Annotated in this window: 12 protein-coding genes; 7 read left to right on the top strand and 5 right to left on the bottom strand. The window is 59.5% G+C overall.

What is annotated here, in order from left to right; genetic code table 11:
- Positions 1 to 22 precede the first annotated feature (22 nt).
- Entirely contained in the window at positions 23 to 3,472 is a 3,450-nt protein-coding gene (locus E5J99_RS12450; protein WP_135498135.1) for a pyruvate carboxylase, read from the bottom strand.
- A 210-nt stretch (positions 3,473 to 3,682) separates the two neighbouring features.
- Between E5J99_RS12450 and E5J99_RS12445 the strand changes: the two genes are divergently transcribed.
- The 6 genes from E5J99_RS12445 (at position 3,683) to E5J99_RS12420 (ending at position 9,490) form a co-directional block, all read left to right on the top strand.
- Positions 3,683 to 4,399: an SDR family NAD(P)-dependent oxidoreductase gene (locus E5J99_RS12445; protein ID WP_135498134.1), complete on the top strand. Its 717-nt coding sequence runs from the start codon at positions 3,683 to 3,685 to the stop codon at positions 4,397 to 4,399.
- A 49-nt stretch (positions 4,400 to 4,448) separates the two neighbouring features.
- A complete protein-coding gene (locus E5J99_RS12440) occupies positions 4,449 to 5,771 on the top strand; it encodes a cryptochrome/photolyase family protein (RefSeq protein WP_135498133.1) in 1,323 nt (440 codons plus the stop codon).
- Between the two features lie 117 nt (positions 5,772 to 5,888).
- Complete coding sequence (locus E5J99_RS12435; protein ID WP_135498132.1) at positions 5,889 to 6,530, top strand: TetR/AcrR family transcriptional regulator; 642 nt, start codon at positions 5,889 to 5,891, stop codon at positions 6,528 to 6,530.
- Position 6,531: 1 nt separating this feature from the next.
- The gene (locus E5J99_RS12430; protein WP_135498131.1) at positions 6,532 to 7,881 is read left to right on the top strand and encodes an ABC1 kinase family protein; all 1,350 of its coding nucleotides are present in this window, start codon (positions 6,532 to 6,534) and stop codon (positions 7,879 to 7,881) included.
- Positions 7,882 to 8,008: 127 nt separating this feature from the next.
- Positions 8,009 to 8,875 (top strand): dienelactone hydrolase family protein, encoded by an 867-nt coding sequence (locus E5J99_RS12425; protein ID WP_245318931.1) that lies wholly within the window; start codon positions 8,009 to 8,011, stop codon positions 8,873 to 8,875.
- A gap of 144 nt (positions 8,876 to 9,019) precedes the next feature.
- A complete protein-coding gene (locus E5J99_RS12420) occupies positions 9,020 to 9,490 on the top strand; it encodes an Mpo1 family 2-hydroxy fatty acid dioxygenase (RefSeq protein ID WP_135498130.1) in 471 nt (156 codons plus the stop codon).
- Between the two features lie 186 nt (positions 9,491 to 9,676).
- Here the strand turns inward: E5J99_RS12420 and E5J99_RS12415 are convergent, their stop codons facing one another.
- The 4 genes from E5J99_RS12415 to E5J99_RS12400 all read right to left on the bottom strand — a co-directional run bounded on the left by E5J99_RS12415 (position 9,677) and on the right by E5J99_RS12400 (position 13,660).
- Entirely contained in the window at positions 9,677 to 10,420 is a 744-nt protein-coding gene (locus E5J99_RS12415) for a phenylalanine 4-monooxygenase (protein ID WP_135498129.1), read from the bottom strand.
- 365 nt (positions 10,421 to 10,785) lie between these two features.
- On the bottom strand, positions 10,786 to 11,796 hold the full coding sequence (locus tag E5J99_RS12410; protein WP_135498128.1) for a DoxX family protein: 1,011 nt from the start codon (positions 11,794 to 11,796) through the stop codon (positions 10,786 to 10,788).
- 31 nt (positions 11,797 to 11,827) lie between these two features.
- On the bottom strand, positions 11,828 to 12,214 hold the full coding sequence (locus tag E5J99_RS12405) for a hypothetical protein (protein ID WP_135498127.1): 387 nt from the start codon (positions 12,212 to 12,214) through the stop codon (positions 11,828 to 11,830).
- Between the two features lie 114 nt (positions 12,215 to 12,328).
- Positions 12,329 to 13,660 carry a helix-turn-helix domain-containing protein gene (locus E5J99_RS12400; protein ID WP_135498126.1) on the bottom strand — a complete coding sequence of 444 codons (1,332 nt, stop codon included), beginning with the start codon at positions 13,658 to 13,660 and terminating at the stop codon, positions 12,329 to 12,331.
- Positions 13,661 to 13,990: 330 nt separating this feature from the next.
- On the opposite strand from E5J99_RS12400, the gene E5J99_RS12395 reads away from it, so the two are divergent.
- On the top strand, positions 13,991 to 14,196 hold a 206-nt coding region (locus E5J99_RS12395; protein WP_167852107.1), incomplete at its 3' end, for a transposase.

Below are 14,196 nucleotides of genomic sequence, written 5' to 3'. Positions count from 1 at the left end.
TTCTTCTTGCACGGCACGGCTTCTAGCCCAGCGTCAGCACCAAGTCGTCGGCATTTACCAGCGTGCCTTCCGTGAGCTGGATGCCCTGCACCGTCGTATCGTCGGTGGCCGTGATGGTCGTTTCCATTTTCATGGCCTCAATGATGAACAGCGGCGTATTGCGCTTCACGGGCTGCCCATTCTGGACCAATACTTTGGAAAGCATGCCCTGCAAGGGGGCTCCAATCTGGCGCGGATTAGCCTTGTCTGCTTTCTGGTTGCGGATGGTCTTGACTTCCACCGACCGGTCGCGCACCTCCAGGTTGCGGGTCTGGCCGTTGAAGGAGAAAAAGATCGTGCGGCAGCCGTCGTCGTTCACCTCGCCCACCGAGCGCAGCTTCACAATCACCGATTTGCCACGGGCAATGTCGATAATGGTTTCCTCGCCGGGCTTGAGGCCGTAGAAAAACACCCGCGTGGGCACCAGCGACACATCCCCGAATTCCTGGAAGTGGGCCCAATACTGCTCAAATACTTTGGGGTAGAGCAAATAGGACAGCAGGTCGGTGAACTTGACCCCGGTTCCGAACTTCTCCTCAAATTTCTTCCACTCCTTTTTGAAGTCGATGGGCTTGAGGTGCTCGTTGGGCCGGTCGGTGAAGGGCTTTTCGTCCTTCAGAATCAGCTTTTGGAGTTCCTTGGGCCAGCCACCCTCCGGCTGCCCGATGTCGCCCCGAAAGAGGCTCTGCACTGATTCGGGGAAGCTCAGGGTGTGGCCTTTCTCCAGCACGTCGGCCGTCGTCAGGTTATTGGAAACCATGAACAAGGCCATGTCGCCGACTACTTTCGACGAGGGCGTCACCTTCACGATGTCACCGAATAGCTCGTTCACGTCGGCAAAGGTCGTTTTGACCTGCTCAAACTTGTCGCCCAGGCCCAGCGCCGCCGCCTGGGGGCGCAGGTTAGAGTATTGCCCGCCGGGAATTTCGTGCTGGAAGACTTCCGAAGTGCCGGCTTTCAGGCCCGACTCAAACGGATAGTAGTACTCGCGTACCGTTTCCCAGTAATTGGAGAAGTCGTTGAGGCTTTCCTGGTTGAACTCGCGGTGGCGCGGCGTACCACGAAACATCTCCACCACCGAGTTGAAATTGGGCTGTGAGGTAAGGCCCGACAAGGAACCCAGCGCCACATCGATGACGTTGACGCCCGCTTCCACCGCCTTCAGGTAGGTAGCCGGCTGCAGCGACGACGTATCGTGGGTATGCAGATGAATCGGAATTTTGACCGTATCGCGCAGGGCCGTAATCAGCTCGGTGGCCGCGTAGGGCTTCAGCAGGCCGGCCATGTCTTTGATGCAAAGAATGTGCGCCCCGGCATCTTCGACCTGCTTGGCCAGGCGCAAATAGTAGTCGAGCGAGTACTTCTGGTTGCGCTTGGGGTCCAGAATGTCGCCGGTGTAGCAGATGCTGGCTTCGGCGAGGCCCTTGGTTTTCTTGCGCACGAAGTTGATGCAGGACTCCATGCCCGGCATCCAGTTCAGCGAGTCAAAGATGCGGAACACATCGACGCCGGTTTCCCAGGCCTGCTGCACAAACCGCTCGGTGAGGTTGTCCGGATAGGCCTTGTAGCCCACGCCGTTGGCCCCGCGGATCAGCATCTGGAGCAGAATATTGGGCACCGCCGCCCTGATTTTGGCCAGCCGCTCCCACGGGTCCTCGTGCAGAAAGCGCAGGGCCACGTCGAAGGTAGCACCGCCCCACACCTCCATTGAGAAGGTCTGGGGGTGCATTTTAGCGTAGCCCTCCGCCACCTTCAGCATGTCGAAAGTGCGCATGCGCGTGGCCAGCAGGCTTTGGTGCGCGTCGCGGAAAGTGGTGTCGGTGTAGTGAATCAGCGGGTCCTCGCGCAGCCACTTGGCAAAGCCCTCCGGCCCCAGCTCGGTGAGCTTGTCCTTGGTGCCGGGCTGGTACGGGGCCATAGGGTCGAAGTGCGGCAGCGTGGGCTTGCGCAGCTCACGCTTGGGGTCCACGAGGCCCTTCACATCGGGGTTGCCGTTCACGATGATGTCACCCACAAAGCCCAGCACCTTCGTGCCCCGGTCCTGGCGGGCCTTGAACTTGAACAGCTCCGTGTAGTCTTTGATAAAGTCCACATTGGCTTTCCCGCTCACGAATTCGGGGTGCGCAATGATGTTTTGCAGGAACTGGATGTTGGTGCGCACGCCACGGATGCGGAACTCGTCCAGGGTGCGGGCCATTTTCGAGGCCGCGCCTTCCAGCGTGGGCGCGTGGGCCGACACTTTCACCAGCAACGAATCGAAGAAGGGCGAAATCTTGGCACCCTGATAGACCGAGCCCTGGTCGAGGCGAATGCCGAAGCCGCCCGCCGAGCGGTAGGCTACAATGGTCCCGTAATCGGGCTTAAAGTCGTTTTCGGGGTCTTCGGTGGTGATGCGACATTGAATGGCGTACCCTGTTTTGAGCGGCCTCCCTCCTACTTCCAGCCCAATCACGGGGTCAGAAAGGCGGGCGCCCGAGGCAATATGAATCTGGGTTTTGATCAGGTCGATGCCCGTTATCATCTCCGTGACGGTGTGCTCCACCTGAATCCGGGGATTTACCTCAATGAAGTAAATACGGTCCAGCTCGGGGTTGACCAGAAATTCGACGGTGCCGACGTTGTTGTAGTTCACGGCCCGGCAGATGCGTAGCGCGTACTCATATAAGAGGTGGCGCTGGTGGTCGGCCAGATCCAGGGAGGGCGCTACTTCCACCACTTTCTGGAAGCGGCGCTGCACCGAGCAGTCCCGCTCGTAGAGGTGCACGATATTGCCGTAGCTGTCGGCCACAATCTGCACTTCGATGTGCTTGGGCCGCTCCACAAACTTCTCCAAGAACACGGTATCATCACCGAACGCCTTCAGCGCCTCGTTGCGGGCTTCGAAAAAGCCGCGCTCCAGCTGCTCATCGTCGCGGATGACGCGCATGCCACGCCCACCGCCGCCGGAAGCAGCCTTCAGCATCACTGGGTAGCCGATGCGGTTGGCTTCGCGCTGCGCCGTTGCCAGGTCGTTCAGGTCTTCGATGCTGCTCTCAATAATGGGCACCTGGCACTGCACGGCCACGCGCTTGGCGGCTACTTTGTCGCCGAGGGCTTCCATCACCTCGGGGCGCGGGCCAATGAATACAATGCCTTCTTCCGCGCAACGGCGGGCCAGCGTGGCATTCTCCGACAAAAAGCCGTAGCCGGGGTGAATAGCATCGGCTCCGTTCTCCTTCGCTACCCTCAGAATGCCTTCAATATCGAGGTAGGGCTTCAGCGGATCATCGTCGCGGCCAATCTGGTAGGCTTCGTCGGCCTTGTAGCGGTGCAGGGAATAGCGGTCCTCGTACGTGTAAATAGCCACCGTGGGAATGCCTAGCTCAGTGGCGGCTCGGAGCACGCGGATGGCAATTTCGCCGCGGTTAGCGACCAGCAGTTTGTGAATATTCATACCTCGGAAAGGGTGTTTGGTCGGGTGGGTGGCATTCAGAGCCGAAAGCTAGGCAAAAGCCGGGCAAGCAGCAGAGTTTAGCGGCGAATATTTGCTTTCTAGCAAATATTCGCCTTCTCCTTATACTACAAAAACCGAATTCAGGACACAAGATATAAACCTTGGCCCCGCGTCCTAGTTGTCAGCCCACACTTCCTTTCAAGTTCCGGTATGGACTTCTCGCAAAAGAATATTCTGATTGTTGGTGCCTCGTCGGGCATCGGTCTAGCTACGGCGCAGCTACTGCACAAGCTGGGGGCCCACCTGTTCACGGCCTCCCGCCATCTGTCGCCGGAGCTGGAGGCCTTGGGCACCACTTTTCTGCCCTTCGACGCCACCCAGCCCTTGCCCGCAGAGCTGCTCAGCACCTTGCCCGAGGTGCTCCATGGTGTGGTCTACTGCCCCGGCAGCATCAAGCTGCGCCCTTTTGAGCGGATTCCGCTGGACGACTTTCGGGCTGAGTTTGAGCTGAACGTGCTCGGCGCGGTACAGGTGTTGCAGGCCGTGATGAAGCGGCTGAAAAAGGCCGAAGGCGCGTCGGTGGTATTGTTCAGCACGGTGGCGGCTACTACGGGCATGAGCTTCCACGCCAGCATTGCCACGGCTAAAGCCGGCCTCGAAGGCCTGACGCGTGCCCTGGCCGCCGAATACGCCGCCAGCAACGTTCGGGTGAATGCCGTGGCTCCTTCCCTCACCGATACGCCCCTGGCCGCCGCCCTGCTGAACTCGCCCGAAAAAGCAGAAGCCAGCGCCAAGCGCCACCCGCTGCAGCGCATCGGCCAGCCCCAGGATTTGGCGTACATGGCATCTTTCCTGCTCTCCGACCACGGTTCGTTTATCACCGGTCAGGTAGTATCCGTAGACGGTGGAATGGGGCGGCTGAAATAGCCATGGTCGCTCGCAAATGCGCCCTGGCGCGCTTCAACACGTACTGCACATGAGTAAAATCGTCTTGTTCTGGCACCGGCGCGACCTGCGTCTGCACGACAACGCCGGCTTGGCGGTAGCCTTGCAGAGCGGCCTGCCCGTAGTGCCGCTGTTCATCTACGACCGGGAAATCCTGGATCAGCTGCCGAGCCGCCGCGATGCGCGCGTCACGTTTATCTATGATGAAGTAGAGCGACTGGGCCGGCAAACGGAACAGGCGGGCGGTACTTTCCTGGCGTTCTACGGCCGGCCGCTGGAGGTTTTCGCGCAGCTGGTGCAGCACTACGAAGTAGCAGGCGTGTACACCAACGAGGATTACGAGCCCTATGCCGCCGTGCGCGACGCGGCTATAGCAGAACTGATTAAACCGGCCGGCACGGAATTTCGGGTGTTCAAGGACCAGGTTATTTTCGCGAAGAATGAGATTTTGAGCAAATCCGGGACGCCGCCCCGGGTGTTTGGAGCCTATAGCAAAACCTGGCTGGCGGCCCTGCGCGACGAGCATCTGGTTCCCTATCCGTCGACCGAGCATTTCGTCGAGTCCAACCTGATGCCCCTGGCCGAGGCCGCCCCGCGCCCCACGCTGGAGCAGATGGGCTTCGAGCGCTACGAGCAGTTTGTGCCCGCTGCCGAGCTGCCCGCTGCGGCCCTGGTCAGCAACTACCACAACACCCGCGACAAACCCGGCCTCGTCAACAGCAGCACCCGCCGCTCGGTGCATCTGCGCTTTGGCACGCTGAGCGTCCGGGAGCTGATGCAGCAGGCCAAGGAGCTGAATCCCAAGCTACTGAATGAGTTGATCTGGCGCGACTTCTTCATGATGATACTCTGGCACTATCCCTTCACGGCCACTGAGAGCTACGACCCGCGCCTGCGCCTGGTGCCCTACCGCAACAACGAAGACGAGTTTCGGGCTTGGTGCGAGGGCCGCACGGGCTATCCGCTGGTCGATGCGGGCATGCGGGAGCTGAATCAGACCGGCTATATGCCCAACCGCGCCCGCATTGCGGCGGCGGGCTTTCTGGTGAAACACCTGCTCATCGACTGGCGCTGGGGCGACCGGTACTTCGCCGATAAGCTACTCGACTACGACATGTCGCAGAACGTGGGCAATTGGCAGTGGATGGCCGGCACCGGGGCCGTGGCCGCGCCGTGGTTCCGCGTATACAGCCCTCAGAGTCAGCAGGAGCAATACGATACCACCTTCGACTACGTGCGGCAATGGATTCCCGAGTTTGGCACCCGCGACTACCCCACGCCCATCGTGGAGCATAAGTTTGCCCGGGAGCGGGCCATTGCCACCTTCCGGGCCGCCTATCAGGCCGCCGGGTAGCAGGGCGCTACGAATTTAGAAGCAGGAGGCCGGGGTGAGCGTTGCTCGGCTTGGCCTGTTGCTTTTAAATCGGGCCCGACGGCAACTTAGGGACCGGTAGTTGGTTATACTTACACTATGGAAAATATAGAAAAGGACCGTATTAAGAAGGCCTACCTCGACTACGTGCTTCGCAAAGGCACGCCGCCAGCTTCGGTTTTTCAGCTCACCAGCAAGCTCAAGATTCAGGAGGCGGATTTCTACCGCTCCTACCCCAACTTCGACGCCATCGACCGGGAAATCTGGGCCGATTTCGCGCGGGAAGCCCGCCAGCAGGCCGCTAAAGAGCCCGTTTGGGAACAGTACGGCGCCCGCGAAAAGCTGCTCGGCTTCTACTATACGCTGCTCGAAATGCTGAAGCAGAACCGCAGCTACGCGTTGCAGTCGTTGCGCCAGTCGCTGAAGCGCATGCCAGGCCTGACGCCACGGGTGCTCGACGACTTCCGCCAGGATTTCGAAGTATTCGTGCAGGATATTCTGCAGGAAGGCAAGCGCAAGGATGAAGTGGCTGTGCGGCCGTTGCTGCAGGATCAGTACCCGCGCTTTTTCTGGCAGCAGGCCCTTTTCGTGCTGGGCTTCTTTGCCAAAGACGAGTCGCTGAACTTTGAGCGCACCGATGCCGCCGTGGAGAAAGCCGTGACGCTGAGCTTCGACCTGGTAGGTCGCAACACGCTCGACTCGGCCCTGGATTTCGCCCGCTTTCTGGTGCAGCGTCGCTAAGATGGAAGAAACACCTGGAGTAGAACCAGCCGCTGGCAACCTGACCGGCAGCCGGATACTAGTATCGCTGCCCACCACGAAAGTGGCCCGGGCGGCGCGCTTTGCCAAAACGGGCCTGAAAGTGGGGGCCAACTACGTGAAGCACTACGCCAAGCGCGCGGCCGGCGTCACGAGCGAAACCGACGACCTGCACGCCGCCAATGCAGCCGAGCTATACGGCACGCTCAGCGAAATGAAAGGCTCGGTGCTGAAAGTGGCCCAGATGCTGGCAATGGAGAAGAATATGCTCCCGACAGCCTACGCCGACCAGTTTGCCCAGGCCCAGTACCAAAGCCCGCCGCTTTCGGGGCCGCTGGTTACCAAAGTATTCCGGGAGGCTTTCGGCCGCTCGCCATTCGAGGTATTCGACGAATTTGATATCAATGCCCGGCAGGCCGCCAGCATTGGTCAGGTGCACTTTGCCCGCAAAGACGGCAAGGCGCTGGCCGTGAAAGTGCAGTACCCCGGCGTAGCGGACAGCATCCGCTCTGATATTCGGTTGGTAAAACCCATTGCCTTGCGGGTGATGGGCCTCGATGAGGCGCAGGTGCGGCCCTATCTGGAGGAGGTGGAAACGCGGCTGCTGGAAGAAACCAACTACGCGCTGGAGCTCCAGCGCGGCACCGAAATAGCGGCCCAGTGTGCCCACCTTGCTCATCTGGAATTTGCTCGCTATTACCCCGAATATTCTACCAACCGCGTGCTGACGATGGATTGGCTGACGGGGCAGCACCTGAAGGAGTTCTTGGCCACCAGCCCAACCCAGGAAATCCGTAACCAACTGGGCCAGGCGCTCTGGGATTTTTACGCCTTCCAGATGCACACCCTGCACCGCGTGCATGCCGATCCGCACCCCGGCAATTTTCTGCTGCGGGCCGATGCGGGCGGCACCGTAGGCGTGCTGGACTTCGGCTGCGTGAAGGAAATTCCGGCCGACGTGTACGAGCTGTTTACGGCCTTGCTCACCGCCGAAGCCTTGGCCGACGAAACCCGCCTTGCCGACCTGCTGACCCAGGCCGATGTGCTGCGCCCCGACGACGCCCCGACGCGGCGGGCCTTCTATATCAATACCATGCAGGCCTCGCTGGAGCTGGTGGGCCGGCCGTTCCGTCAGCACACCTTCGACTTTGGCGACCCGGCCTACATGACGGCCCTCTATGCCCTAGGCGACGATTTGATGCAGCAGCCCGAGCTGCGACAGCAGCGGGAGCCCCGCGGCTCCGAGCACTTCATCTACCTCAACCGTACTTACGTGGGCCTCTACGCGCTGCTCACCGAGCTGCGGGCCGTAGTGCGGACGGAAAGGAAATAACTTTCGATAGTCCGCAAACCATTGCGCCTCTTAGCAGCTGTTGTTGCCGATCAGGAGCCAAATCATGTAGCTACATCTAACGGGTTTCTGATCGGCATTCTCATTTTTACTCATTCTTTCTGCTCCTATGAAAAAAATCTGGACCCTTTGTGCCGCGCTGCTGAGCGTAGCAACGATGAGCGTAGGCCAAACCAAGACGACCTGCTGCTCGCGCCCCACGGTCGGCGCTGGTGCCACCGAGGCCTTTGCGATGCTGGCTACCAACGAGGATTTCTCCGGTGGTCACGATGCGCCTCTGCCGTATACCTATGAGGGTCAGGGTGAAATGATTGAGTTCAAAACCACCGACGGCCAAACGGCCAAGGCGTTTGAAATCAAGAGCAACGTGCGCTCCGACAAATACCTGTTCGTGATTCACGAGTGGTGGGGCCTCAATGACTACATCAAAAAGGAAGCCGCCACTTTTGCCAACGAGCTGAAGGGCGTCAACATCATTGCCCTCGACTTGTACGATGGCCAGGTAGCGGGCACGCCCGACGAAGCGGGTAAGCTGATGCAGGCCGTGAAAAGTGAGCGGGCCGAGGCCATTATCAAAGGGGCGTTGCTGCACGCGGGTCCTAACGCCAAAGTATCGTCGGTGGGCTGGTGCTTCGGCGGTGGCTGGTCGTTGCAGACGGCGTTGCTGGCCGGCCCCAAGGCGGTGGGCTGCGTGATGTACTACGGCATGCCGGAAAAGGATGTCGCCAAGCTCAAAACCCTCAATACCGACGTGCTAGGCATTTTTGCGACCCAGGATAAGTGGATCAACCCGGAAGTAGCGGCCCAGTTCCAGAAAGATATGGCGGCCGCCAAAGAAAAGGTGACCATCAAAAACTATGACGCCGACCACGCCTTCGCGAATCCATCTAACCCCAAATACAGCAAGGAGTTTGCCGCCCAGGCACACGCCGCTACCCTCGACTACCTGCGCAAGAACTTCAAGCTGAAGGGCTAGCAGTAGGTACTCGATTCCTTGCGGCATCAGTAAGAAAAGCCATTCCATTCGGAATGGCTTTTCTTGGTTTATTGAGTACTTTATTCCGCTGAGCAGCCCGGCGTGGCGCAGCCTTCCTTCCCAGCATCCATTTTACTTTCCCACATGACTACTTTGCCCGCCCTGCTAGACGAATACGGTGAAAGCCACCAAAACCCCACCAACAAGCTGGTACACTGGATTTGTGTGCCCCTGATTATGTTCTCACTACTGGGCTTACTGTGGTCGGTACCCATGCCGGAAGCTATCCGGCAACTGAGCCCGTGGCTGAACGTGGCTACTATCGTCATGGCGCTAGCCGTGGTGTATTATCTGCGGCTGTCGGTGCCCTTGGCCCTGGGTATGGTCCTGATTAGTGTGCTAATGGCTCTGGGCCTGTACCACCTGGACACGCGCGCGCCGTTGCCACTGTGGCAGCTGAGTCTGCTGATTTTCGTGCTGGCCTGGGCAGGGCAGTTTTGGGGCCATAAGGTGGAGGGCAAGAAGCCGAGCTTTTTGAAGGACCTGCAGTTCTTGCTCATCGGGCCACTGTGGCTGCTGCATTTCGTGTACCGCAGCCTGGGCTGGCGCTACTAGTGCCGTTGCCACACGCAGGCTGGGCGCAGTAAGTACATGCGTAGGATTCTTGCTGTATGTGTCGTACTCAGCATCACGAAACCAGCTTTTCTGTCCAGTCTTGCCCACCTTGTGCGCCTCGAACAGCGCAACGCCAGCCCCGGACTGAGGCTGGCGTTGCTGTAACATAACTGGAATTCTTTGGTGCTAGGCGGGCTTCAATTCCCAGCCAGTCGATAGCAAAGCGGCCAATTCGGCGACGCTTTCCGTGAGCTGGTCCCAGCTATTGAGTACGAAGTAGTGCTCCTGCACATGCGCCTCACTGTAGGGCGTATGCAGCACGGTAGCCAGGTCGAAAGGCCGGCGCGTGGTTTCATCGGCTATGCAATGGTGGATTTCTCCCGACGACGACAACAGGCCCGCCCCATACATACGCGTAGCTCCCTGCTCCTGCACCAGCCCAAACTGCACCGTAAAGCCATACAGGCGTTCCATACGGGCCAGCGCGGGAGCATCGTGGAGATGCTGAGCCGCTACCCGCCCCAGAAAATGCAGGAAGTCGGCGAAGGCGCGGTCCATCAGCAGCGGTACGTGGCCGAATATGCCATGGAACAAGTCGGGCTCCTGGATGAAGTCGAACTGCTCCATAGACCGGATCCAGACGGTGGCGGGAAACTTGCGCTCAGCCAGCAGGCCAAAGAAGGTCGCGTCGTCGAGCATGCCAGTGACGGCCTCCAGCTGCCAGCCGGTGGCCTTGTGCAGACGCTTGCTTATGTCCTCGAAGCGCGGCAGTGCGCTACGCTGCAAGCCGGCTTTGGCCAGCCCCTGCCCAAATGCCGTAGCCGCCCGCTTATGCAGCAGAGCCGTTTGGCGGTCAAACAATACCTTCCACACCAGCTGGTCTTGGGCGGTGTACCGATCATACTGCTGTTGTACCATGACGTAGGGCATAAAAAAAGGCCCGGCTCCTGGGTAGGAGTCGGGCCTTAACGATTGTTCAGAGGGTTAGTAGCATGTGCTTTCTAGCTTCCGTACCGATAATGCAGCCCGACTCCGTCTCCCACGGGACGAATATTTAGGGTGAAGCATTTCGCGGTCTGGTTCATCATACTGAGGGCAAATATATAGAATACTTGGAATAGAGTCTACGGGTAGAAGGTTATTTTTCAGGTGCATACCACGCACTCAGGATGTAATTCCGCTAATCGACCAGGTTTTCAGGGGCGTTTGCCCGGATTTTCGGCCATGTTATGTAATTATGACCTAACAACTACGTTGCTAACACATTACAACCACAGCTCGACTCCTGGGACAAGCTACTGTTGAAAGCGGTAGGTATTGCGGATGATAAAGGCCGAGCTGCCGTCGTATTTCACCTCCTTCACCACCGAGAACAGGTGCGGGTTGCACAACACGGTTCGCCTGAGGAGGCAGCTTTTATCATCATCTCGTCCCTGGCCTTCCAAGACGAACTGTAGCGTCTGATCGGGCAGCTGGGTTTTGCTGCGCACCTGCATTGCAACTCCGTCCCAGACCACGCGGGTGCCATCGGCGGAGAACTGCACTTTGTCGTACCCTTTCACCTGCCCGCCCTCCGGTTCCTGATAGATAAAGTCCAGCACCAGCTCCTGAGGCGAAGACTGCATGCCGTTGAGCACCGTCGGGAGCGTTACGAGCTTCTGGTCCGAGTAATTGCGGTACGTGAGGGAGCCCTGCCACTGCTGGGCCACATCAGCCAGCTCCCGCATAGTCACCGTGGCGGGTTCCTGTGGAGTCTGGGCCTTGGCCGGGCTAGCTGTCAGAGTCAACCCCAGGGCCAGCATGGCTAGCGCGGGCTTTGTCACCCCGGCTGGCTGCGGCTCCGATGCTTGGTGGTGGCCTTTTCGTGCTAGCCAATAATCGAGGGAGTAGCGGCCACTACCAACCACACTCAGGAGCGCGAAAGCCCAGAAGAGCAGCTGCTGGTAATACATACCGGTCAGGAACTCGGGCTTTTCATACCATAGAAAGGAGATAACGAAGAACTGAAAAGCCAGCTGCAGGGCGCTCAGGCGGGTGAGCAGACCAACGGCAATCAGCAGGCCGCCGGCAAACTCGCCCCAGCAAGCCAGCCACGCCCATACGTAAGGCGAAGGCTGGGTGAAGCCCAGGCCGGATACTTGCTGCACAAACCACTCGGGAGGACCACCGGCCCCCGCCAGGCTACTCAGCTTGCCCCAGCCCGCACCAATGGCAATGGACAACCCCACATGCAGGCGAAACAGGAGCAGCGCCACATCGGCCGGGCGCGAAGGCAGCGCATAGCTGCCGAACAATACCTTTTTCATGGCGAAGGAAGCATTCAGACGAGATGACGACTTATAGCTTGCCACTCGGCTCGTAGTTCATGCTCAACTTGGTATCGCCGCTGATTTTCAGATCTACCTTGGCCTGCTCCGCGGAGGGGTTCAGTAGCACGGCCGTGGAGCCGGCCATGAAGCGCAGCGTACCCCGGGCCCCGGGTGCCAGCGTGGTTTTGCCAAAGATGCCGCCGCCCCGGGGGCGCTCCTTAATTTCGACGGGCACCGGGCCCACATTGTGCGCTTCTACTTTGAAGGCGCCGCGCTGCCCCCCGCCCAGCACAAACTGCTTACCGGGCTCGATGAGCAGACCGGAGCGAATGCCGGCCCAGCAGGCAGTGGCAAGTAGGGACAGGACAACGAGCGTCAGCAGGGATACGGAATGGAAGCGGGATGAAGCACGCATGGCAGCAAGGGGTTGAAGTGAACCGATGTCCCAAAGAAACGGCTCACAACTCCCGCAAACGCCCCGATTTACAGCCTGGGACGTCCCAATACATAGGTTGACACCTGCCCGCCCCTACCCTTCGCGCTCCACCGCGCTGGGCGTAATGCCCCGCAGCTTTTTGAACACCCGGTTGAAGGTGGACTTGGAGTTGAAGCCCGCTTCCAGCGCCACCGCCAACAGGGTGTAGTGCCGGAACTTCGGGTCGCGCAGACGCTGCTCGGCTTCCCGCACCCGGTACTCGTTGATGAAGTCGTTGAAGTTTTGCCCGCAGCCGGCGTTGATGACGCGGGAAAGCCAAGAAGTATTGGTGCGCAGCTGGGCCGCCAGCTCGCCCAGCGTTAGCTCGGGCGCAAGGTAGGGCCGCTCGGTTTCGAGGTGGCGCAGCAGGCGTGTGGTCCAGCGCGTCAGCTCGGCATCGGCTTCTGTTTGGGCTGCCGTGGCCGCACTGGGTAGTGGTGTTTCGGCCGGGGTAGCGGCGGCGGCCAATATCCCGGTTTCAACTGCATGAACTGGTACCAGCAGTGACGTTGATAGGGCCGCAGAAATTGCTGCCGGCTCCGAAGGAGCATGCGACGCGGAGGCTAAGTCAGGAGTTTCGGGCGCGGGCTGGAAGCGCAGACCGGCAAGGCGGTGGCTGGTGAGCAGGCCGGCAATGCTCAGGTAGTAGATCAGCAGGCCCGTAAACAAATAGTCGTACCATTCCTCATAATAGCTCAAGGGGCTCACAAAGGCGCTAATCAAGCCAAAGCTCAGCGTGACGCCGGTCCCTGCCAGCACAGCCAGCAGCACATTGCGCAGCCACCGGAACCGGATCTGGTCAGTGTCGGAGAAGTTGTCGTTGAGGTAACGAGCGTAGGCGCGGTATTCCCGCAGGGTGCGCACGGCATAGGCCAGCACCAGCATATACCCCAGCGCATCCACCCAATAGCCGATGGGCTGCTGGTCAATCCAGGCCAGCAACGGACCCTTCGTGCCGAAATGCTCGGGTAGCGGCTGGCCCCGCACCGCATGCCACCACCCGATATCGTAGGCAAACAGCAATAGCCGCACACCGATGTAGGTCAGGGCCGGGGCAAAATGAAGCCAGTGCCACCGACCGAAGCGAAATTCCTGATTGGTAAGGCTGCGGAAGTAGAAATAGAGCGTCGGCCCCACGGCCAGCCAGTTACTGAACGGCCAGTAAAACATGAACGTGGTGCTGGAATCGTGGGCATCATACCAGCCGCCAAAGCCCAGCATCCACTGCGCCAGCCGCGTCGCGAAGACCAGCAGCAGCAGCGCCAGCCAGCCGTCGGCTGCCACCTCTTCCCGCCCCCGCCGCACCCACAGCACGCCGCTCACCACCAGCCCCTGCACAAAAAACGGCAGCAGCAAGCCACTGTACAGGTTAAAGTCAAAGCTCATGCGCTAGTCGGTGGCTTCCGGGTTATGGCGAGTGGCGGTTCCTATCTTTCATCCTCACCTGGCGGCGGCGTGAAGAGCATTCTTGTGGTAAGTTCGGAAGCTTTTCCAAAGCACAAAGCCCCTTACCACACTATGGTAAAGGGCTTTGCTCATTTCATGAAACTTACAGAATAAACCGAAGACTGCTCTTCACTCTGCCATGCTCCTGCGCTGCTACGGAAGCCTGACCGAGCGACCGACGAACTACGCTTAGCGCCTATCCGAACATACAAAAAGAACGTCATGCTGAGTGTCTCGTCCGGCTAGGGCTATACATCACTCAGTTGATGTATGACCGAAACCGAGCGGCCCCCACGCCGGGCCAAAAATGAGAATTATGCTATTGCCTTCCGCCAGGAGGCCGTGCGGTTAGTCGAATCCGGATTGTCGCAGCGCGAAGTGATTCAGCGCCTGGGCATCAACCACGCGTCGCTGCAGGCGTGGCTGAAACAGTACGGCACAGCCGTATATGCCCAGATGCGCCGCAAACTGTTCAC

This window comes from Hymenobacter elongatus (genome assembly GCF_004745955.1).
In the GTDB taxonomy this organism is placed as follows: domain Bacteria; phylum Bacteroidota; class Bacteroidia; order Cytophagales; family Hymenobacteraceae; genus Hymenobacter; species Hymenobacter elongatus.
Note: the sequence above shows the minus strand (reverse complement) of the source record. Positions and strands in the feature narration are given on the sequence as shown.

Coding starts and splice junctions, on each gene's coding strand:
- E5J99_RS12405 (WP_135498127.1), bottom strand. CDS start 12,214: ATGCGTGCTTCATCCCGCTTCCATTCCGTATCCCTGCTGACGCTCGTT.
- E5J99_RS12430 (WP_135498131.1), top strand. CDS start 6,532: ATGGAAGAAACACCTGGAGTAGAACCAGCCGCTGGCAACCTGACCGGC.
- E5J99_RS12445 (WP_135498134.1), top strand. CDS start 3,683: ATGGACTTCTCGCAAAAGAATATTCTGATTGTTGGTGCCTCGTCGGGC.
- E5J99_RS12410 (WP_135498128.1), bottom strand. CDS start 11,796: ATGAAAAAGGTATTGTTCGGCAGCTATGCGCTGCCTTCGCGCCCGGCC.
- E5J99_RS12440 (WP_135498133.1), top strand. CDS start 4,449: ATGAGTAAAATCGTCTTGTTCTGGCACCGGCGCGACCTGCGTCTGCAC.
- E5J99_RS12435 (WP_135498132.1), top strand. CDS start 5,889: ATGGAAAATATAGAAAAGGACCGTATTAAGAAGGCCTACCTCGACTAC.
- E5J99_RS12425 (WP_245318931.1), top strand. CDS start 8,009: ATGAAAAAAATCTGGACCCTTTGTGCCGCGCTGCTGAGCGTAGCAACG.
- E5J99_RS12415 (WP_135498129.1), bottom strand. CDS start 10,420: ATGCCCTACGTCATGGTACAACAGCAGTATGATCGGTACACCGCCCAA.
- E5J99_RS12420 (WP_135498130.1), top strand. CDS start 9,020: ATGACTACTTTGCCCGCCCTGCTAGACGAATACGGTGAAAGCCACCAA.
- E5J99_RS12400 (WP_135498126.1), bottom strand. CDS start 13,660: ATGAGCTTTGACTTTAACCTGTACAGTGGCTTGCTGCTGCCGTTTTTT.
- E5J99_RS12450 (WP_135498135.1), bottom strand. CDS start 3,472: ATGAATATTCACAAACTGCTGGTCGCTAACCGCGGCGAAATTGCCATC.